At 63.8% G+C, this 20379-nt stretch carries 19 protein-coding genes and 1 pseudogene; 14 read left to right on the forward strand and 6 right to left on the reverse strand.

The genetic code is table 11. The annotated features are described in order from the left end of the window. Positions 1–10: 10 nt before the first annotated feature. A complete protein-coding gene (locus HNQ39_RS17005; RefSeq protein ID WP_184198961.1) occupies positions 11–907 on the reverse strand; it encodes a WecB/TagA/CpsF family glycosyltransferase in 897 nt (298 codons plus the stop codon). Positions 908–1004: 97 nt separating this feature from the next. Then, positions 1005–1655, reverse strand: a complete 651-nt coding sequence (locus HNQ39_RS17010; RefSeq protein WP_221290071.1) for a sugar transferase — start codon at positions 1653–1655, stop codon at positions 1005–1007. A gap of 423 nt (positions 1656–2078) precedes the next feature. Between HNQ39_RS17010 and HNQ39_RS17015 the strand changes: the two genes are divergently transcribed. The 14 genes and pseudogenes from HNQ39_RS17015 (at position 2079) to HNQ39_RS17080 (ending at position 17538) form a co-directional block, all read left to right on the forward strand. Further along, a complete protein-coding gene (locus tag HNQ39_RS17015; RefSeq protein WP_184198964.1) occupies positions 2079–3431 on the forward strand; it encodes a polysaccharide biosynthesis/export family protein in 1353 nt (450 codons plus the stop codon). Positions 3432–3453: 22 nt separating this feature from the next. Beyond that, positions 3454–4998, forward strand: coding sequence for a GumC domain-containing protein (locus HNQ39_RS17020; protein WP_184198967.1), 1545 nt, complete (start codon positions 3454–3456; stop codon positions 4996–4998). Between the two features lie 27 nt (positions 4999–5025). Continuing rightward, positions 5026–5850: a nucleotide-binding protein gene (locus HNQ39_RS29975; protein ID WP_184198970.1), complete on the forward strand. Its 825-nt coding sequence runs from the start codon at positions 5026–5028 to the stop codon at positions 5848–5850. 10 nt (positions 5851–5860) lie between these two features. Next, a complete protein-coding gene (locus tag HNQ39_RS17030; protein WP_184198973.1) occupies positions 5861–7174 on the forward strand; it encodes a glycosyltransferase family 2 protein in 1314 nt (437 codons plus the stop codon). Beyond that, positions 7171–7308, forward strand: a complete 138-nt coding sequence (locus tag HNQ39_RS17035; RefSeq protein WP_184198976.1) for a hypothetical protein — start codon at positions 7171–7173, stop codon at positions 7306–7308. Before HNQ39_RS17030 ends, HNQ39_RS17035 begins: the two co-directional genes overlap by 4 nt. Positions 7309–7323: 15 nt before the next feature. Next, a complete protein-coding gene (locus HNQ39_RS17040) occupies positions 7324–9699 on the forward strand; it encodes a glycoside hydrolase family 44 protein (protein WP_184198979.1) in 2376 nt (791 codons plus the stop codon). A gap of 1 nt (position 9700) precedes the next feature. Beyond that, complete coding sequence (locus HNQ39_RS17045; RefSeq protein WP_184198982.1) at positions 9701–11395, forward strand: O-antigen ligase family protein; 1695 nt, start codon at positions 9701–9703, stop codon at positions 11393–11395. Continuing rightward, complete coding sequence (locus HNQ39_RS17050) at positions 11392–12849, forward strand: flippase (RefSeq protein ID WP_184198985.1); 1458 nt, start codon at positions 11392–11394, stop codon at positions 12847–12849. The genes HNQ39_RS17045 and HNQ39_RS17050 overlap by 4 nt, the downstream gene beginning before the upstream one ends. A 242-nt stretch (positions 12850–13091) precedes the next feature. Further along, entirely contained in the window at positions 13092–13616 is a 525-nt protein-coding gene (locus HNQ39_RS17055) for a serine O-acetyltransferase (RefSeq protein ID WP_184198988.1), read from the forward strand. A 353-nt stretch (positions 13617–13969) separates the two neighbouring features. Further along, positions 13970–14119, forward strand: a pseudogene (locus tag HNQ39_RS30835) (DapH/DapD/GlmU-related protein); the annotation flags it as partial. A 23-nt stretch (positions 14120–14142) separates the two neighbouring features. Beyond that, positions 14143–14745 (forward strand): acyltransferase, encoded by a 603-nt coding sequence (locus HNQ39_RS17065; RefSeq protein WP_184198994.1) that lies wholly within the window; start codon positions 14143–14145, stop codon positions 14743–14745. After that, a complete protein-coding gene (locus HNQ39_RS17070) occupies positions 14742–15986 on the forward strand; it encodes a glycosyltransferase family 4 protein (protein ID WP_184198997.1) in 1245 nt (414 codons plus the stop codon). The genes HNQ39_RS17065 and HNQ39_RS17070 overlap by 4 nt, the downstream gene beginning before the upstream one ends. Before the next feature lie 20 nt (positions 15987–16006). Further along, on the forward strand, positions 16007–17065 hold the full coding sequence (gene epsD, locus HNQ39_RS17075; protein ID WP_184199000.1) for an exopolysaccharide biosynthesis glycosyltransferase EpsD: 1059 nt from the start codon (positions 16007–16009) through the stop codon (positions 17063–17065). A gap of 26 nt (positions 17066–17091) precedes the next feature. Beyond that, positions 17092–17538, forward strand: a complete 447-nt coding sequence (locus HNQ39_RS17080) for a helix-turn-helix domain-containing protein (RefSeq protein WP_184199003.1) — start codon at positions 17092–17094, stop codon at positions 17536–17538. 3 nt (positions 17539–17541) lie between these two features. Here HNQ39_RS17080 and HNQ39_RS17085 read toward each other — a convergent pair whose 3' ends face one another. Genes HNQ39_RS17085 through HNQ39_RS17100 form a run of 4 tightly spaced genes read right to left on the reverse strand, consistent with a single transcriptional unit; the run spans position 17542 to position 20368 of the window. Continuing rightward, the gene (locus tag HNQ39_RS17085; RefSeq protein ID WP_184199006.1) at positions 17542–18660 is read right to left on the reverse strand and encodes an ABC transporter permease; all 1119 of its coding nucleotides are present in this window, start codon (positions 18658–18660) and stop codon (positions 17542–17544) included. 48 nt (positions 18661–18708) lie between these two features. Then, positions 18709–19587, reverse strand: coding sequence for a hypothetical protein (locus HNQ39_RS17090; RefSeq protein ID WP_184199009.1), 879 nt, complete (start codon positions 19585–19587; stop codon positions 18709–18711). A gap of 41 nt (positions 19588–19628) precedes the next feature. Further along, positions 19629–20039: a hypothetical protein gene (locus HNQ39_RS17095; protein ID WP_184199012.1), complete on the reverse strand. Its 411-nt coding sequence runs from the start codon at positions 20037–20039 to the stop codon at positions 19629–19631. After that, complete coding sequence (locus HNQ39_RS17100) at positions 20036–20368, reverse strand: hypothetical protein (protein ID WP_184199014.1); 333 nt, start codon at positions 20366–20368, stop codon at positions 20036–20038. The genes HNQ39_RS17095 and HNQ39_RS17100 overlap by 4 nt, the downstream gene beginning before the upstream one ends. Positions 20369–20379: the final 11 nt, after the last annotated feature.

The raw sequence follows: 20379 nt of genomic DNA on the forward strand, positions 1-20379 counted from the left end.
TTTGTCCGAGTTACTTACGAAGGCTAGCTTCGGTCGGTTCCGTGGGCTGCACGGGAGCCGTGGTGATATTGAGCTTCTGGGGCACCGTGGTGCGGGGCTCCTCGATCAGAGGGCGAGGGCGGGGCCGTCGCAGACCGGCACGCACCAGGAGCGCCTCGTGTGTCAGCTGGAGCAAGAGCGGCAAGTCGCGGCAGATGTAGCGCTTGTAGAGGCGCTTGGGGTCCTGCAAGAGCCGCCAGGCCCACTCCATTCCTGTCTTCTGGATCAGGCGAGGTGCCCGCAGAACCATCCCCGCCGCCATCTCAAAGCTGCCGCCCACCCCGATACTCACCGGGACACTGAGCTGCATCTTATGTCGGGCTATCCACTTCTCTTGCTTAGGGGCACCCAGACCAACCAGTAAAACATCCGGGTTGGCATCGCGCAGGATCTGGGCGATCTTGGCCTGCTCCTCGGGGGTGTCGAAGGTCTCTTTGGGGGGGCAGTAGGTGCCGCAGATCTGCACGCCGGGGAAGCGCTCCTCCAGAATGGCCTTGGCGGCATCGGCCGCGCCGGGCATGCCCCCGAGGAAGAAGAGCTTCAGGCCGGTCCACGCCGAGGCGCGGCACAGCTCTAGGAGAAGATCGCTCCCCGCAACACGCTCGATCAGGTCGGCCGTATCGGGGCGGAGCCGCGAGAGCCAGACAATCGGCATCCCATCGGCCAGGACCAGCGCGGACGACGCATAGATCTCACGAAACTCTGCATCCTCTTTGAGCAGAGCCAGGTGGTCCAGGTTTCCCGTACAGACATGCTGGGGCGCATCGGCTTTATGGACGAGCTGAAGGATGCGCTCGACAGCCGCGGTCATGGTGACATTGTCGAACCGCGTGTCTGAGATAACCACCTGTTCATTGAGTGGCGACATATCGATTTTTCTCCGAGTTGAAAACATACTGAGGAAAAACAAAAGCAGATTCCGTGCCGGTGTGTGACAAAAGCACTAAAAAAAACTCTAGGAAAATTTAGTAGGCACCGTCGCCCCGGAGAATCGCCGGGATAGCACGCAGGAGGATCGAGAGGTCCAGCAGTAGCGAGCGATTCCGCACATACTCCAGGTCCAGCGCGATCCACTCGTCGAAGGTCAGCTTGGAGCGCCCCGAGACCTCGCGCAGGCAGATCAGCCCGGGCGGCACGGAGAGGCGCTCCTGAGGGTAGTTGGGGCACTGCTCCAGCTCACGGGGCAGGTGAGGGCGCGGCCCGACCAGGCTCATATCCCCTTTGAGGACATTCCAGAGCTGCGGGAGCTCGTCGAGCGAGTAGCGGCGCAGTACCCGCCCGATCCGTGTCACCCGGGGATCGTCTTTCATCTTAAAGATCGGGCCGGTCGCCTCGTTCTGCTGGCTCAGGCTGGCTTTAAGGGCTTCTGCATGGGGCACCATGCTCCGAAACTTATAGAAGGCAAATCGCCGCCCTCCACGCCCGACACGCTCCTGCTGGAAGAAGACCGGCCCCCGGTCCTCCGACCAGACCAAGAGGGCCAGGGTCGCCAGGACGGGGGCGAGGAGAGTCAGGGCAGTGAAGGCAACCAGGATATCAAGGGTGCGCCGGGCCGGTTCGGCGCGCACCGCGCTCTTTTCGTTGGGGATGTCCATTGCGGTAGATGTCTTGACCATGGGGCTGAAGGTTTCTCCTGAGATAGTGACGCGTGGCACGCGTATACTTCTAAACTCCTACCGTTACTGTGCCAAAACGAGGCGCAATCCTGAAAACTGGTAGTTTTTTCAGTGAGGTTTTGGTAGCAGATCGTATGGCTATTTTCGTATTTAGTATGCTAGTTTCGATATTGATTGCTGGTAATGCTACTAGTATGGACACTATATTTGCTGGTTTTTAGAAATAGAGTGATTAAATTGCTAAAATAGGCCTGAGACCTCGTTGCGGGTATTCCGATTCTCTGATGACAGTGTTTTGGCATCAGAAAAAATTTAGGGGATTATTCGTGTTCGTGTCGATTTGGCATGGTGGTTGCTTTAGCTCTATGAGTGACCCTACTAGGGAAAACTTTTAAACGAGCACACGAGAAGGGGAGCGTTAAAATGAAGACAACTCAACAAACACGACGGATGATGATGACACTGGGGGTCCTTGCGACCACGCAGACCACCTGGGCAGCCGGCCCCATTCCCGGCATGGCGGTTGTTCCCGTCGTGGTTGGTGCCCAGGCCCGCCGCGTCCAAGAGGCTCGTCCTCTGCAGCTGCCCGCTCCCAGTGAGCCCCGCAGCACGCCCTCCGTTGCGAGCCCCGCCGCGAGCTCCGTAGCTAGTGCACAGAGCCGCTATAAAGTCCGGGCGGGCGACTCGCTGGAGATCAAGGTCATGGGGCGCCCCGAGCTCACCCAGGCAGTGACGGTCGCTCCGGATGGGACGATCATCTACCCCTATGTCGGAGAGGTCGCGATCGCGGGGGACTCGCTGGTGCAGATTATCGCCAAGCTCAAAGGGGGCCTGAAGCGCCAGCTCGAGAACCCGCAGATCCTGGTCTCCGTGGTCAAGCGCCAGATGGGCGAGGTCGCGGTGCTGGGGCCGGTGAAAGAGGCGGGCAAGAAAGAGCTCGGCGACGACTGGAGGGTGCTGAACCTAATCGCCGCCGCCGGTGGGCTGACCGTGGAGCGTCCTGAGTTTGTGACGATGCGCCTGGTGCGCAAGGGCGGCCAGACCACCCTCAATGTCGATCCGATCCAGCTCTACGCGTCGGGCGATCCCAAGCTGAACTTTATGCTCGAAGACGGCGACCTGCTGGTGATCCAGGAGCGCGACAAGAGCGAGACCATGGTGACTGTCGTGGGTGAGGTCGGCAAGCCCGGCCAGGTGATCTGCCCCCGCGATGGCTCTCCCCTGGCGGCTCTGGTGGCGGCGGGCGGTGCGACCGGCAAGGCGAGCCTCTCCAAAGCGACCCTGCGCCGCGGCTCGGGCGGAACCCCGATCCCCGTGGACCTGAGCAACCCCGATAAGCTCCCGCTGAGCCTGCAAGTGGGGCCAGGCGACACCCTGACCATCCCCGCGAGTGTCAGCCAGGTCTTTATCGCCGGCGCGGGTGTCCTCAAGCCCGGTGCCGTGGAGATCCCCGACAAGACCGCGCTGACCATCTACTGGGCGATCCAGCAGGCCGGTGGTGTCCAGCAAGACGCCGACCTGAAGCACGCCAGTATCACCCGGATCGCTCCCAACGGCGCTCCGATCGCGGAGGAGATCGACCTGGAGAAGATCTTCAAGAACCGCAACTCCCAGGGCAAGGGAGCGGAGGAAGCCGCCGCTCTCAATAGCAAGCTCAAGCCCGGTGACATCCTGGAGATTCCTACCAAGGGTGCCAAGCGGCGCGGGTTCAACCTGGGCCTAAACGAGGCGATGATGGGCCTCTCGACCTACCTGATGGTTCGCCAGATTCGCTAACGTACGGAAATTATCAAGAACTATGTATCGTCGCACAAACGTTATTTATCGAGTGGTGGATGCGCTGTTTCGGAACCGCAACCTGGTTCTGATCACCCTGCTGTGTGTCGCGATTCCGGTCGCGCTCCTGCTGATCTTCAAGTCCAAGGGCTACACGGCCACCGCCGCGGTGAGTGTCGCGCAAGAGGGCAAGATCCTGCGGGAGAACATCGGGGCCAATATCGACCAGTCCGGCTGGAAGAGCGCCGCGGAGGTGCATGTCGCCAACCTCACCACGCTGATGAAGGATGTCCGCCAGGGCGGCTTTGTCGATGAGGTCTTTCAGCGGGCGGCGCTGAGCCACCCGATCTCGCTGGCACCGGGCAGCTACGACAAGCGGGTCGAGGCCTTTCTCAGCGGCTTCACGATCAAGACAGATGGCGACAACCTCTTTACGATCAGCCTGAACTGGGAAGATGGCGACGAGTGCAAGAAGCTGGTGAAGGCGATCCAGGACCAGTACATTGTCGAGACCGTCCGCTCCAAGCAAGTCGCATCGCAGAGCGGGGTGGTCTACTACCAGAAGCAGATCGAGCAGGTCGAGCAGAAGATGACCGATGCCAATGTGCAGCTGGAGCGCTTTCGCAAGCTGCACCCTGAGCTCGGCCCGACCAGCCACGAGGTCATCACCGACCGCATTGGCCTCCTGGAAGACCGGCTGCAGCGCGCCAAGCTTGCTCTTGTCGAGGGCGGCGAGCGCCAGACACTGCTCGCACCGCGCCTCTCGCAAGAGAGAAAGTTTATCGAGCCCGAGAGCCCGTCGGTGGTGGGAAGCACCGACTCGGTCGCCCGAAAGCACCTGCGTGAGCTGGAGGACCGCCGCTCGCAGCTGACCTCGGGAGATAGCCCCTACGCCACGACCAGCGACACGATCCGCGCCTTAGACCAGCAGATCGACCGTGCGCGCCTCGATGTCAAGCGGGAGCAGCGCGAGAAAGTGAAGACCGGGGGCGTCACCCGCCGGGTGAACCCTCGCTACGCCGAGCTCGCCGAGGCGACGACCCAGTCCGCGCTGACCGCCAAGACCGCCAAGCTAGAGATCGAGCAGGTCACCCAGCAGATCGCCGCGGCCAAGAAAGAGCTCAAGGACCTCCCCGCCCTCCAGAACAAGATGAACGATCTTGACTTCAAGGCAACCTCGATCCAGAACGACCTTGGCAAACTACGGACCGGCCTCCAGAACGCCCTGCAGAAAGATGCCTTGGAGAAGGACCTGGCGAGCCAGACCCTGAAGGCGGTGGGCGAGGTCTATGCGGCCAGCCTCTCCGGCCCGAAGAAGCGCATCCAGCTCGGGTTTGTGAGCCTGATCCTGGGCGCTGTGGTCGCGGCCCTGATGGTGGCGCTCCGTGAGTGGGCCGACCCGACCATCCGCTACGAGACCGATATCGAGCAGGCGCTGGACATTCCCGTCCTGACCGGCCTCCCCGAGACCCGCGCCGTCCTGGCACCTAAGAGCCTCGAAGGAAGCCGCCGCTCCGGAAGCAAGTCCCGCAGGCCCAAGGCCCTGCTGCCTTCCGAGGAACTATAGAGCAAGAGAGCAAGAGGAAGAGACCGCGTGATTACCCAAGACCACCCGCTAGAGCAGCCCACTATGAACGAAGACCACAACGACCTGAGCCTAGAGCGAGTCGCCCCCACGACTAGTGTCACCCTTGTTCCTGCGGAGGCCCTCCGCCGTGTCCATGTCGCCATCGAGCGCGCCGATGCGGACTTCGCCCAGCTCCACGCCGCCATGGAGTGGCAGCTCGCCGAGAGCGCCAACTCCAACCACTGGGACCAGGCCGCCGAGCACCTGGAGGACCCGCTTCTGGACACCGACAGTGTCTTTGGGATCACCAGCGCGGTCCCCGGCGAGGGCAAGACCACGATCGCGATGCACCTTGCCTTTAGTATCGCCCGCAACAGCGGCCGCAAGGTCTGCCTGATCGACTTTGGGATGGGGGACAACGATATCTGCCGCCGCCTAGGGGTGCGCACCGAGAAGGGCGTGATCGATGTGCTCGAAGGGCGCGACTATGTCATCCGCACCCTCCAGCTCGCCGACTGTGGCGATCTCTCCGTGATCCCGGCGGGCAAGTTCCCCCGCAACCCGAATAAAGCCGCGCGCTCCCCCGCGGTCACCGAGATTATCGCCGCCGTGCGTGAGATCTACGACACCGTGATTGTCGATCTGCCCGCGGTCTCGACCGGCAATGCGCTCCCGATTGCCGAGCACCTCGACAAGGTCATGCTGGTGGTCTGTGCCGGCGCGACTCCCAAGGATGTCGTGCAGCAGGCCGTGGACCGCCTGGGCCGCCGCCGCGTGCTGGGGGTCGTTCTCAACCGGATGAAGTCGTCGGTGCCGCGCAAGATCCAGCAGTTCTTCCGAAAGGTCGCGTAAGGAACGCTTCATGAGCGAGCTCTACTCCGCATTTACCTACACCTGCCTGACCGCCTGGATGGCGCTCGGGCTGGCGACTCTGGGCAGCAGTGCCTACCTCGCCGGCCTGATGGGGCGTGCCGCGCTGCGTCAGAAGAAGACCCAGGCCAAGCTCTCCACCAGCGCGGTTCCTCAGCTGGTGGTGGTGATCCCCGCCCACGACGAAGAAGTCGTGATCGCGGCGACTCTGGAGAGCCTCGCTGCGCAGAGCTATCCCCACACTGCCTACGAGCTTGTCGTGGTGGCGGACAACTGCACCGATACGACTGCTGCCCTGGCACGTGCTGCCGGCGCGACCGTCCTAGAGCGCACCGACACCGAGCGGCGGGGCAAGGGCTACGCGCTGGAGTGGGCTATCGAGCAGCTCTGGAGCCGCACCAGCAAGCCCGATGCGGTCGTGATTGTCGATGCCGATACCAAGGCCGCTCCTGACTTTCTGGAAGTACTTTCTGGAGAGCTCTTTGCGGGAGTTGGCCCCGAGAGCTGGGCCACCCACCGCCGCGCGATCCAGGGCCGCTACGGGGTCCTCAACGGCGGCGAGTCCTGGCGCGCCGCGCTGATGGAGGGTGCCTTCGAGCTGGTTAACCATGTCAAGCCACTGGGGCGCAGTGTCCAGGGCTTCACGGTCGGGCTCAAGGGCAATGGGATGGGCTTTACCCGTGCGGTGCTGGAGGCGGCTCCCTGGAGTGGCAATAGCATCACGGAAGACATCGACTACGGGCTGGACCTTCTGCTCAACCATGGGCTCGTGGTGGGCTACGCCCCCGAGGCGGTGGTGCGGGCGCAGATGCCCAACACGAGCCAGCAGGCAGCATCACAGCGGGCACGGTGGGAGCGGGGGCGCTACCGCCTGCTCCGTGAGCGCGCCCCCCAGCTCTTTACGGCGGGGATGAAGCGGGGCGACTCCCGCCTGGTCGATGCGGCGCTCGACCTGGTGATCCCGCCCCTCGCGGAGCTCGCGGCGCTCCATGGTGCCTGGCTTGGGCTCACCGCCCTGTGCTTTAGCATGGGGGTCCTGGTGCCGGTCTGGGTGCTCCTCTGGCCCCTCTCGCTGGCGCTCTACGGTGCCTATATCTTCGGTGGCCTGAAGGTCTCGGAGGCGCGCCCCGAGGTCTACAGCGCCCTGGTCCGTGCCCCATTCTACGCGCTCTGGAAGTTTGCCCTCTACGCACTGGTTCGTCTGAAGGGCGGACAAAAGACCAAAAATGGGTCCCTAGAGTGGGTTCGGACCGAGCGCACACCCATGGGGGACGAGTCTAAGAAGCCCTTGGAGGACGCGGCATGAACCTGGTGATCGGCGCGGTCTTTGGGGCGACCCTGATGGGGCTATTTGTCCCGCGCTGGCAGCTCAAGCACGGGCTGATCCTGGCGGGCTGGATGTGTCTGGTTCTGGTGGTGTTTTACTTTAAGAATCGGTAGTAGGTAGAAGCTGAGATGATCAATGCTATGTCCACGACACCTGTACGAGAGCTAACAGAAGAGGAGCGCCGCCGCCGTGCCAAGGCACGCGCCGCGCGCCGCCGCCAAGAAGAGGCCGCCCAGAAACAGCGGCTTCGGCGCGAGCGGATCGCCTTCGCGGTCCTAGGGAGTGTCGGCAGTGTGGCCGTGCTGGCCGGGGTCTGGGGCATCAAGCGCGTCAAAGAGGCGGGCGGGCTCCGGGAGAGCGCCAAGGGCCTGGTCAAGAGCTTCGCCACGACCACGGGAATTGGCCCCAAGGGCCTGATCCCCGTGGCCCCCACCGAGCGCGCCGACGAGCCGATCGTGGTCTACCGCGACGGCATGGGGGAGGGCTGGGACGACTGGTCCTGGGCGACCCGGGATAAGGCATCCGCGGCGATGGCGGCCAATGGGATCAATGGGATCGCCATGACCCTCAAGGGCAGCGAGGGGCTCTACTTCCACCACACCGCGTTTCCCGCCGATGGCTACGGCTCACTAGAGTTTCTCTACAAAGGCGCGCCCGACACGGTGATGGCGACGGTCTTCGACGAGTACGCAAAGCCGCGCCGCCAGCTCAAGCTGGGGAGCTACGTGGTCAATGGGGCGGTCGGGCTCAAAGACGGCTGGCAGAAGATCAGCATCCCTCTGAAGGCGATGGGGGTGGGGGTCGGGGATAAGATCAGCGGGGTCGTGCTCCAGTGCGCGATGCCATCGGCGAGCGGTCAGGTGGGCTTCGACGATATCTCGCTCATGCCCGATACTAGCCTCCCCGAGGCACCCAAGGCGCTGACGATTCCGGTCGCTGTGGACACGCAGGCGGGCAAGCACGCGATCAGCCCGACGATCTACGGGGTCGCCCACGCCAGCAAGCAGGAGGCCGAGGCACTGGGCGCGACCCTCAACCGCTGGGGCGGCAACCCCAACTCGCGCCACAACTGGGTGAGCAATCTCTGGAACTCCGGGAGCGACTGGGAGTTTCGCAACCACGCGGGCGAGAAGCCCCAGACCAAGGCGGGCGGTGCCGCCGATGCCTTTGTCCAGGACAACCGTGCGCTGGGGATCACGAGCTACATGACCGTCCCGACCCTGGGCTGGGTGGCCAAGAACGGCAATATCCAGGTCAAGTCCGAGAATGTTCCCTGGAACACCGGCCCCGGTGTCTCGGGCTGCGACGGCCCCATTGCGGGCTACGACCCGACCGAGAACCGCAACCGCACCAGTGTCCGCTCCGTGGCGCGCAAGAACAAGCCCTTTGAGCTCTACCCCGCGCCCGGTGACACGGTCTACCAGGACGAGTGGATCAACCACCTGGTCAAGCTCCATGGCAATGGCGCGGGCAGCGGGGTGAAGTACTACGCGATGGACAACGAGCCCGATCTCTGGTCCCACACCCACCGCGATGTGCACCCGGCGCAGATGGGCTACGACGATACCTTCAAGAACTTTACGGACTACGCCACGGCGGTGAAGGCGGTCGATCCCACGGCGCTGGTCGCGGGGCCGGCGGTCTCGGGCTGGATCAGCTACTTCTACTCCGCGCTGGACCGGGGCACCGACGACTTCCGCACGGGGGCGGACCGCCGCGCCCACGGCGACACGCCCTTTATTCCCTGGTTCCTGCAGCAGGCCAAGGCCTTCGATGCCAAGCGCGGCAAGCGGACCCTCGATGTGCTGGATATCCACTACTACCCCCAGGGTGAGAATATCTACAGCGATGCCAAGGACCCTGCGCTCCGGGCGCTGCGGATCCGCTCGGTGCGGAGCTTGTGGGACAAGGACTACCGCGATGAGTCCTGGATCGCCAATACCGGCGATGGGCCGAGTGTGCGGCTGATCCCGCGCATGAAGGACTGGATCGCGCAGTGCTACCCCGGAACCAAGCTGGCGATCGGGGAGTGGAGCTTTGGCGCGGAGGGCGATATCAGCGGGGGGCTCGCCGCTGCCGAGGCGCTGGGGGTCTTTGGGCGCGAGGGGGTCGATGTGGCCTGCTTCTGGACCCGGCCCAAGCTCTTTACGCCCGCTGCGGCCGCCTTCCAGCTCTTCCGGCGCCCTGAGCCAGGGCAGGCGGGCTTTGGCGATAGGGGCTGTCAGAGCACGTACGGCCAGGGCGAGCGCCTCGCGGTCTTCTCCGCCACGGAGAGCAAGACGGGCGCACTGACCCTGGTGCTGATCAACAAGACCCCCAAGGCGACCATCACCGTGCCTCTGAGTATCACGGGCCACGACGGCGGAGCGAGCAGGCTCTGGCGCTTCTCCGCGGAGAAGCCCAACCAGCTGAGCGCCGAGGTGGGCCCCAAGGTGAGCGGAGGGAAGGCCAGTATCAGCCTGCCCCCGTACTCCGCGACCCTCGTGCGGATAGGGGGGAAGTAGCTTGGCCAGTCGTCACGAGCGGGCCTTCCGCGCGTCCAATGTCCTCGGGCTCCGTGAGGTAGAGCAGCGGCAGCGCCGGCAGCAGGCAATCCTGGGAGGGATCGCCGGGCTGCTAGCGCTGCTTGCTGGCATCTCCTATGTCCTGGTCGAGCCCACCACCTTGCTCGTGCCGATTCTCTTGCTGAGCGCGACCCTGCTTCCGGCGGTCTTCTGGTACTACCCGCGCATGGCTCTCTTTGGTATCTTTGGCTGCGCGATCCTGTTTGAGGTCTTCCAGACGGTCCCCAAGGAGCAGGGCCTCACCGATGCCGTGCCGTTCTTCTGGAACATCAACACGATGTTCGATAAGTTCCTAGGAAGCAACCCCAAGGCCGCCCCGATCAACTTCTTCGAGCTCATCCTGATTGTCTTCTCGGGCATCATGCTCCTGAGCTTTGCGACCCGGCAGCGCACCCAGCTTCGTGTTGGCTCGCTCTTCTGGCCGATTGCGATCTACCTGGGCTTTGTGGTGGTCGGGTTTCTCAATGGGATGTCCACCGGAGGAAACCTCAACGAGGCGCTCCAGGAGACCCGAGCGCAGTTCTACTTTGGCATCATGTATGTCATGGCGGTGAATGCGATCCGGGACCGGAAGCATGTCGATAGCCTGATCTGGCTGAGCGTGATCTGTATCGCCTTCAAGGCCTTTAACTACATCTACCGGCACTTTGCGCTCTTCCATGCGGAGATTCAGGACCAGGGAGTGGGCTCGCACGAGGAGGCATTCTTCTTCATGTCCTTTGTGATGCTGCTCTCGGTGCTCTCGTTCGCCAAGGTGCAGCAGAAGCTCCAGGTGCTGATGTGGACCCTGCTGCCCTTTGTCTTCTTTGCCAACCTGACCACCAACCGCCGCACCGCCTACGCCGCGCTGACAATCGCGCTGCCGATCTTGCTGCTGGCGGCCTACAAGGGCTTTCCCAAGGCACGGCGCTCGGTGCTGACCGTGCTGGTGAGTATCGCGGTGCTCTTCCCGCCGTACTTTATCGCCTTCAAGGACAAGGATGGCGCGATTGCCGGGCCAGCGCGTGCGATCAACTCCGCGATCTCGCCCAACCAGCGCGACTCGGACTCGGACACCTACCGCCGCAACGAGAACTACGACCTGATGTTCACGATGCGGGCTACGCCGGTGAGCCAGGCGATTGGCTACGGCTACGGCAAGCGCTTCTACACCCCCGCCAAGCTGGACTCGATCAAGGATATCTACGCCTGGTACAACCTCCTGCCCCACAACCAGATTCTCTGGGTCTGGATGCGCCTGGGGACCCTGGGTTTTCTCGCTTTCTGGGGGATGGTCTGCTCGATCCTGGTCTATGCCTGTCGGGTGATCCGCTTCCAGGAAAGGGAGACTCTGAAGCCAAAACCGGGGGATATCTATCCGCGGCTCGTGGCGTTCTATGCCCTGATTGAGGTGGTTCTGCTGATGGTCTTTGGCCTGCTGGACCTGCAGCTCTCCAACTTCCGGGACATGGTCTTTGTGGCGGTCTGGGTGGGGGCGCTGGCGGGCCTAGCCCCCGGCGCGATGGCCCTCAACGACCCCGAGAAGCGTGTCCGTCGCCCCGGAGTGAGCGCCGCGCCGCGCCGCCGCCTGCCCGAGGAGCCCCGCCCCCAGCGTCGCCCACGGCCCCAGCCCACGCGCCCCCGGAGCACCCGATGAGCGGCATGAGCGCCCGCGTGGCGAAGAATATTGTCGGCACCCTCGGGACCCAGCTCCTGACCTTTGCCATGGCCTTCCTGGTCAACCTCTACCTGCCGCGCTATCTCGGGCCGGAGGGGACCGGCAAGCTCGCCATTATCGCCAGCTGGGTGACTGTCCTAGGGGTCTTTGTGCCGCTGGGGACATCGCAGGTGATCGTCAAGGAGGTCGCCCGGGACCGCACGAAGGCAGGCGCACTCTTGGCCAACGGCCTGGCCCTGCGCCTCCTGATGGGGATCACCGCCGTGCCGATCGCCTACCTGGTTGCCTGGGCGCTGGGCTACTCGCGGGAGATGTTGATCCTGCTACTGGTGAGCGTCCCCGGCATGGTGGTCTTTGTGCTCAGCGATGTCTTTGCGACCATCTACCAGGGCCGTGAGGAGCTGGCCCGCTTCAACCGGGCGACCCTGCTGGATAAAGTGGCCTACGGGCTCGCGGTCCTGCTCCTGGTCGCCTTCAAGGCGCCGCTCTGGATGATCGCGGGGGTGGCGATCCTCTCGGGGCTGCTGACCTTTACGTTCTATGCGGTGGGGCTGCGGGATGTCCTCAAGACCCTAACGCTGCCCCGCTGGGCGGACCTGAAGTCGCTGGCGGTGGCGAGCCTGCCGTTTATGGGGCTGCTGATCTTCCGCACCCTCTACGGCCAGACCGATCCGATCGTTCTTGGGGCCGTCGCCACCAAGGTCGAGGCGGGCTGGTACGCAACCGCCTTTAAGCTGGTGGGCTCGGCGATGTTCTTTCCGATGGCGCTGGTCTTTGCGCTCCTACCCACCCTCTCGCGCCTGCACGGCAGTGGGGACCACGCGGGCTTCCTCTCGCTGGCGCGCCGGGCACTGGATATCTCCCTCTTGGTGGGGCTTCCCATCTCCGCCGCCGCGATCTTTCTGGCGAAGCCGATTGTCCAGCTTCTCTATGGCCCGAGCTTTGCCGGTGCCGCTCCCGTGCTCGCCGTGGGGGGCTTTGGGATGCTGCTATACTTCGTGACGGCGGTGCTGGGCCTGCTAGTGATCTCGCTGGACCGGCAGCTCGTCCAGACCCGGAGTGCGCTGATCGCCTGTCTCTTTGGCATCCCGCTCTGCATTCTCTTCTCCTGGGGCGGCCACCAGCTCTGGGGCAACGCCGCGCTGGGGGCGATTGTCTCCGATGTGCTGGTCGAGGTCTATCTGGGCGTGGTCTACTGGAAGGCGCTCCCCGCCGAGCTCTTCGACACGGCACTGGTCTCGCGCGCGGTGCGCTACACGCTCTCGGCGCTGCTGATGGTACTGGGGCTCTGGCTCTCGCTAGGGACCAGTCTGGGGCTCTGGGGCATCCTTCCCTGCATGGTTGTCTACCTCGCCGCCTGCGTGCTTCTGCGCTGCTGGAGCCCCGCCGAGCTCCGCGACCTGCGCGGGATGCTCGTCCGCCGCCCCGCGTAAGACGGATCGCCCGTTTTAGATCGCTCCCATGAACGGGAGCGTCTTACAGTCCTCGTGCCTCGGACACAAAGGGCTTCGCCCATCCCGATCCGCGTTAACGCGGGTATGGCCGAAGGCCTTCGTGTCGGAGCCTGCGACGACAGCAAGACGCCCCCCTCCAACGGGGGCGAGCCAAACCGAAGCAATCGAAAAAGTTTAGTAACTTCGTCACGTTGGCACAAAACTTGTAAGACTAAAGCAACATGACTCTCACACAACTGATCCGTAGCGATATCGCCGCGTGGGCGAGTATCTGGAAGAGCAAGCCCAGCGCGGCGTTTGTCTTTCACTACTGCGGGCTCCGGGCCACGGTCCTCTACCGGATCAGCCATGCGCTCTGGAAGAGCCGTGTGCCGCTTCTTCCGGGGATGCTCTTTCGGCTCAATATCACCCTGCATGGCTTCGATGTCCCCCCGGCGACCGCCATTGGCCCGGGCCTCTATGTCCCGCATCCCGTGGGCACCGTGCTCTCCGCGGAGCGCATCGGGGCCAATGTCACCCTCATCTCCGGGATCACAGTGGGGATGCGCGGTGAGGGCGAGTTCCCCATTATCGAGGATGGCGCGTTTATCGGGGCGGGGGCGCGGATCTTGGGCAAGGTGACGGTCGGGGCGGGGGCGAAGATCGGGGCCAATGCGGTGGTCCTCAAGGATGTTCCTGCAGGCGCGACCGCAGTCGGGGTGCCGGCACGGATTCTCGGGAGCTCGTCGGAGAAGGTAGCCGCATGAGACACAAGCTACAGACACTCTGGGTGCTCGTCACCAGCCTGGTCAAGACCCGAAACTGCACGCAGCGCGGCAAGCTTATCCGGGTCTGGGGGCAGCTCCAGGTCAGCGGCGATGTGCGCCTCGGGGAGCGGGTGCGGGTCCGTGCCACACACGTGCCTGTCGAGCTGGCCGCCGGACCGGGCGCGTGTATCACGATTGGGGAGAGTAGCTTTATCAACTCCGGGGTCTCGATTGGAGCCCAGGAGCAGGTGACGGTCGGTAAGAACTGCGCGATTGGCAACTACACCCTCATCATGGACTCCGACTTCCACAACCCCTACGACCACACGCTCCCTGGTGCCGCCGCGCCGGTGGTGCTCGAAGACGATGTCTGGCTGGGGGCGCGGGTGACCGTGCTCAAGGGGGTTCGTATCGGGCGCGGAGCCGTGGTCGCTGCGGGAGCCGTGGTGACACGCGATGTCGCTCCCTATACCTTGGTAGGCGGTGTCCCCGCACGCGTGATTCGCACGCTGGAGAAACTGGACCGATGATCGAGAAGACAATGCCACAGCGCGAGCCCGTGCGAAACCGGGTCTTGACCGCCCTTGCGGAGGAGCTGGGAGTCACGAGCGTCCCCTGGCGCCTCGTGGTAGCCCAGACCTGCCTGCGTGGCATCCCCGAGGACATGGCAGGCCGCTGGCGTGCGCTGGTCTACCGCCGCGCCGGGATTCAGATCGGTCCCCGAACCCTGATCCGTGGCATCTTGCGCCTGCGCGGGGGCCGCGATGCGGTGCGGAACCTGACTATCGGGAGCGACTGCCTGATCTACCCGCCGGGCTCGATCGACTGCTGCGCGCCGGTTCGGGTGGGAAACAACGTGACCTTTGGCCCCCATGTCACCATTGTCACGGGGACCCATGAGCTGGTCGATCCCTGCCACCGTGCGGGGGCGCTGGTGCCCAAGCCGGTGGTGATCGAAGACGGTGCCTGGCTTTGTTTAGGGGTGATTATCCTCCCCGGCGTGACGGTTGGTAAGGGCGCGGTGGTGGCGGCGGGCTCGGTGGTGACCCGCGATGTGCCGCCCCACACGCTGGTCGGGGGGAGCCCGGCACGAGTGATCCGGTCACTGGAGACGGAGGTACGGGTATGAAGCGTGTTTTGTTCCTACAGTCGCAGACCTTCTTTGGTGCGGACTCGGCGATCCATGCCCAGCTCATGCAGCACCTCAACCACGATGAGGTCGAGGTCCATGTGGCGTGTAACCGACGTCAGGATGCAAATGTCGCGATGACGGCGCTGGAGCGCATCCAGCAGATCAAGGGGATCAAGGTCCGGCCCACGGAGTTCGGCCCGACGGTCTTCTCCCGGCCCCTCTGGGAGCGGCTCTGGATGTCGCTGACCCAGGGGCCGCTGGTTCCCTTGCACCTGCTCGCGCTGGCTGCCTACATCAAGCGGGAGGGGATCCAGGTGATCCATGGCACCGAGAAGCCGCGTGATGCCTTCTATGGTGTCCTGCTGGGCAAGCTCACCGGTGCAAAGAGCGTGATTCACATGCATGTCCGCTACGCCAACTGGCTCAGCCCGACCGTCCGCTGGGCCCTGCGCAACGCCGATGCCGTGGTGGGGGTCTCCGCGTTTGTCTCCAAGACCGTGGTTGAGGCCGGGATTCCCGCCGAGCGCGTGCACACCGTGGTCAATGCGCTGGACACCTACGACTCGACCTGGGAGCCCCGCACCGATGCCGCCGAGGTCCGGGCAGAGTTTGGGATCGCCCCCGATGCCGTACTGATCGGGGTCTGCTCGCGCCTCTTCCGCTGGAAGGGCCAGAAGGAGCTGATCGAGGCGGTCTCACGGCTGCTCCCTCAAGTGCCGCAGGTCCACCTGATGATTGTCGGGGAGGACGACTCCCGCGCCAACCCGGGCGGCGGGAGCTTCTGCGAGGAGCTCAAGGCCCAGGTCGCCCAGCTCGGGATGACCGATAAAGTCACCTTCACCGGCTTCCGCCGCGATATCCCCCGCCTGATGAATGCCTTTGATATCTACGCCATGCCCAGCTTTGAGGAGCCCCTTGGCATGGTCTATCTCGAGGCGATGGCGCTGGGAAAGCCGGTCGTGGCCTACAACAATGGGGGGGTCCCCGAGGTTGTGGAAAATCACCTAACGGGTTTCTTGACAGAACCCTACGATATAGACGCTTTGGCACACTCGTTGCTTACATTAGTCAGTAATCCGGGACGACGAAAACAGATGGGAGCCGCCGCGCGAGAGCGGGTGCTCCGAGAGAGTACGCCGGAGCAGATGTGCTCGCGGATGGAGCTGGTCTACCGTGCGGTCCTCACCGGCTGCCGAGAGACTGAGGCGATCCCCGCAGTCAAGCTGGAAGCGCAGTAAGGCGAGAGATGAGAAGTGCAATGCCGTTTCTAAGTGTGGTCATTCCAACCTACAACCGCTGTGAGAGCCTGCGAGTAACCCTGGAGGCACTCAAGCGTCAGGAGCCGGTTACCGGCGGCTTCGAGGTGGTCGTGGTCTCTGATGGGAGCACGGACGGTACGGACGCGCTCCTGGTGGGCTGGCTGGCGGCACGGCTGCCCTTCACGCTCCGGGTGATCCGGCAGGAAAACGCCGGACCGGCACGGGCACGCAACCGCGGCGTCCAAGAGGCGACGGGCGAGGTCATTGTCTTTCTGGATGACGATGTCGAACCGCAGATGGGCTGCCTACAAGTGCACGCCCAGCGCCACCTGGCAGAGAAAGACTTAGTCCTGATCGGCCCGATGTCGCCCGATCCGGAGCGCCGGCGTGTCGAGCCGGTCTGGATCGCTTGGGAGCACGCGATGCTCCAGAAGCAGTACAGCTCCTGGAAGAGCGGGACCTGGGCGGCACACGAGTGCGGTCCTCATAACTTCTACACCGGCAATGCATCGGTGCGGCGCGCGTTTATCCTGGCGGTGGGGGGCTTCGACGAAGGCTTCACGCGCCAAGAGGATGTCGAGCTGGCGACTCGGATGGAGCGGACCTGCGGTGTCTACTTCCGCTTTGAGCCCGCGGCGGCGGCCTTTCACCGGCCCCACCGTAGCTTTGAGTCCTGGCTGCGCGTCCCCTATGCCTATGGCAAGCTCGATGTGATCCGTGCACAGCGTGGCGATGCGAGCTGGGAGGTCGTGCGGCACGGGTATGCGTCACGCCAGAAGGCGACACGTCTTCTCGCGGACCTGGCACTTCCTCGCACGGGGGTGGGAGAAGCGCTGCGTGGTCTGCTCCGCATAGGAGCAGAGGCGGTCTATGCGCTCCCGCTGGGGGGAGCGCGGCGCGCGGGCCTGGGAGCCCTGAGCGCCCTCTACAATCTTCATTATCTAGAGGGGGCACGAGACGAGCTGGGATCGTGGGATGCCCTCCATCAGGTGTTGCGTGCAAGCACTACTTCGGCCTACGGGGATTCGAAAACAGAAGTCAAAGAGAGAGCGGCATGATGACGAGTGGATTAACAACGGGTGGTTTGACAACGAGTGGTGTGCTCAATCGTAAGGTGTCGGACACGGCATCGGATTGGCGCGAAGGACGACGGCTGCGGGCGCTGGAGCTCTACCGACAGGGCTGGAAGCAGAAGCATATCGCCGAGGCACTGGGCGTGACCTGCGGTGCCGTGAGCCAGTGGGTAAAGCGAATTCGCGAGGTGCCCGACGAGAGCGCGGTCGAGGTTCTCCGCCGCCGCAAGCCCACCGGGGCACCGTCGCACCTGACCGCCTGCCAGCGCCAGGAGCTCTCGGACCTGCTGAGCCGTGGCGCACGCGCGTGGGGCTACAGCGACGATATCTGGACCTACCGCCGTGTGGCGGAGACCATCGAGCGGGCCTACGGGGTGCGCTACCACGAGAGCTATGTCGGGCGCCTGCTCAAGGCCTGTGGCATCGAAGTCCGCCACTCCAGCCAGGTGCTCAGCTAGCCCCTACCCCGAGAGGTCTTTGGGAGCCTGCCAGAAGATATCGAGCATGCGCTTCCAGAGGCCTCGGATGGTCAGGGTCGCCGCCACAAGGTAGAAGGCGGGGACAAAGATCCAGAGCCAGGCGGGCCAGTCGTGGGGCGCAGAGGTCATCGACAGCACAATCGCGGCGATGGGATTGAAGATATTGGGAAAGCCCGCCAGCCAGGGAAACCACGCGGGCGGGTTAAAGCTCGTGTTCATCAGGCTCGCCATCAGCGCCGGTGCGGCGTAGGTGATGGCGGTCAGGCCGGGCAGCCCAAGGAGCGGCACGATCGCCCAGCCTCCGGCGTTGCCCGATGCCTGCTGGCTCTTCTTGCTGGTGAGCGAGCAGTAGAGCGACAGGGTGACATTGAGCAGGGCAGTCACCAGGATGATCACCTGCGATGCCAAGAAGTTGGTCCAGGACATCCCCGTCCCGGTTGCGGTGATCGCCAGCGCGGGAAGCATTCCCGCATAGAAAAGCCCGATCGGCCGGAGCGTCCCCGCCGCCTTGCCCGCGAGGATCTGCAGGGGCGAGTTGCGCGAGAGCAGCAGGGCGTTCCAGGTCATCTTCTCCCGCTCCCCCGTGATCGAGGTCGCGGCTTGGAGCGGCATGGCCAGCATCAGCACGAGCCCCTGGAGCACGACCAAGAAGCCATGCATCCCCCAGAAGTACCCCTGCTGAACCGACTGAGGTAGCGGCACTGCGAGCGAGATAAGGTAGAACATCCCCGCGTAGAGCCCTAGGATGCCAAGAATGCCGAGGGTCTTCTCCGTGGTACGGGTCGCGGACTGCTTCTTCTCCGCCGTCCGCCTCTGCGAGAGGAGCTCTTTCTGGAAGATCGGGTTGGTGGTGATCAAGTGCGCCCACCACTCGGGGAGAGAGAAGGTCGTGGGGGGAGGGGCGAGGTGCTGTGGGGGGGTAGTGAGTGTCGGGAGGACCCGCTCTCCTCCCGTGAAGGTCTCCCCGCTCCGTAGCCGCGAGAGAAAGACCTCGTCGTCGGCGCTCAGGGTTGCCGCAGTGGGCTGAGGAGGAGCAGGGGGGCGTACGGGCGGAACCTGCTTTTTCTGTTCTTCATTTTCTTCTTGCGTGACTTTAAGCATAACAACTCCTACAGACAACAACTCAGTATAGCGCGAATATTGTCCTATTTACCCGGAAAAATCCTTGGGCGCATCCCAGAGCGAGCGAAGCATCCGCTGCCAGACACGGCGTGCGGCGAGCACGACGACGAGGCAGTAGAGCACGGGGACAACCCAAAGCGCGAGAGGAAGGTGCCCAAACAGCATCACAACCGTCAGGAGACAGAGCAGAAAGGCCAGAAAGTTCAGCCCTCCCAGCCGCCACATGCTCTTGCTACTTGCTTCTTTGAGGTTCTTGCTCCAGAGGGAGATCTCGACCCCCACCAGCACCGAGAGCAGGGTGTTGGGCAGGAGCACCAGCGGCAAGAGAAGCAGCACGGCGGGGGAGATCACCCCACGCGCCACGAGTGCCAGCCCTATCGTAAACAGACCGGACAGCGCCAAGAGCGAGACCCGGAGCACATTGGCGATCTTGCCTCCCAGGATCTGCGCGGGGGTAAGGCGAGAGAGGAGCAAGGCATTCCAGGTGCGCTTCTCCCGCTCTCCGACAATGCTGCCACTCGTGAGGGCGGTGGAGATAACGAGCCCACTGATGAGCGGGCCGATTAGCCCCCCTCCACCCCCACGGTTGAGCCAGGGAAGGAGTATCGGAATCAGGGCGTAGGCTATGCCAAAGAGAATCAGATAGGGGCGTGTCCGACGCCATGCTTTCTGTTGCGGCGGCAGGGCCTCCCACTTGTCTTGGGCGGCACGGAGCTTGGCACGGTGGGCGTCGGCTTTCTCCGGGGAGTAGCTCGCGGGGATCTGGATCGCATGGGACTCGCGCTGGTAGACAGGGTTCTCGGTGATGATCTCGCGCCAGAGGGCGGCCAGCGACGACTCGACCGGGGCGGTTGCGGTTGTGGGGGGCGTTGCGTGCTCGCGCTGTTGCTGGGTGGAGAGTGCCATACCTACCTATCTACGACGGAATTTCCCCGCGCCGGTTGCGGCTATTCGTCCCCTTCTTTTTTCCGAAAGCGTGCGGGGCGCAGGTTGGTCAGCCCCCAGATTGTCAGCACGCCGCTCACGCCGAGGGTGGGCATGCAGAGCACCAGTGTCTCCCAGAGCTTGGAGAGACCATGCAGAGGGTCTCCGCTCACGGCCAGCCAGCCCCAGACACCAGGTGGCACCAGCCCAAGGAGACCTCCCAAGAAGCAGCAGAAGGCACGTCGCCCCCCGACCGGTACGCGCAAGGCCCACTCGGTTGTTGTGCCCAGGAGAAGTCCCGCCGGCACCGCCTGGAGCAAGACCACCGCCCAGACAATCTCTCCCGCGGTCTGCGACCCAAGCTGCGTGTGGTAGTACGCGGTCGAGGCACCTAAGGCAAGTGCCCCTAAGAGTCCGCCCCAGAGTCCCTTCATTTGCTTTTCTCCTGTTCTCTCGGCTCACGTGGCTTCTCGTCGAACTCGTACCACACCCGGATAAACTGGTACCAGTGGTTGTAGTGTGAGATTCCCTCGTAGGTGGCGACACTTCCCTCCATCGTGGCTTCCTCGGTCACGGGCTTCTCTCTCTCCAAGATATTGGGCAGGACAACGGTCTCGATATTCAGGACCTTGACCTGGTGGTCGCGTACCCAGAGATTTGCTTGTAGAACCGCGTCCATGAGGTTATCGAACTCCGCCGACTGGAAGAAGCCCGCGGGCCGCTTCTGCTTGGGGGCGAAGTCACGAAAAGCAAAATGAGTCATAGTATCTTAGT

It is taken from the genome of Armatimonas rosea (genome assembly GCF_014202505.1).
Taxonomy (GTDB): Bacteria; Armatimonadota; Armatimonadia; order Armatimonadales; family Armatimonadaceae; genus Armatimonas; species Armatimonas rosea.